Source organism: Lacinutrix sp. MEBiC02404, assembly GCF_053601575.1.
In genome coordinates this window covers 1-206 of record NZ_JBSHNV010000039.1, presented here as the reverse complement: position 1 = coordinate 206, position 206 = coordinate 1, and the positions used below count along the sequence as shown (strand labels likewise).

At 37.4% G+C, this 206-nt stretch carries 1 protein-coding gene; it reads left to right on the top strand.

The genetic code is table 11. The features are described 5' to 3' along the window. Window positions 1-206, top strand: a 206-nt coding sequence (locus tag ACVCXO_RS00215; protein WP_452227591.1) for a hypothetical protein, incomplete at both ends; no start/stop codon positions are given.

The window sequence follows — 206 nt, the reverse complement described above, 5'->3', positions numbered from 1 at the left end:
ATGCTTTTGCTAACCTTACTTCTACTTGTGGAGCTGGTGGTACTATCTTAGTTACTTATACAGTTGCTGATGATTGTGGTAATGAAACCATACTTACTGCAACGCTTACGCTTGAAGATTCTATCGGTCCTGACTTAACGTCTTGTACTGTAATAGATGAAACTATAGAATGTAACGGAACAGATAACGAAACAATTGCTAACGAT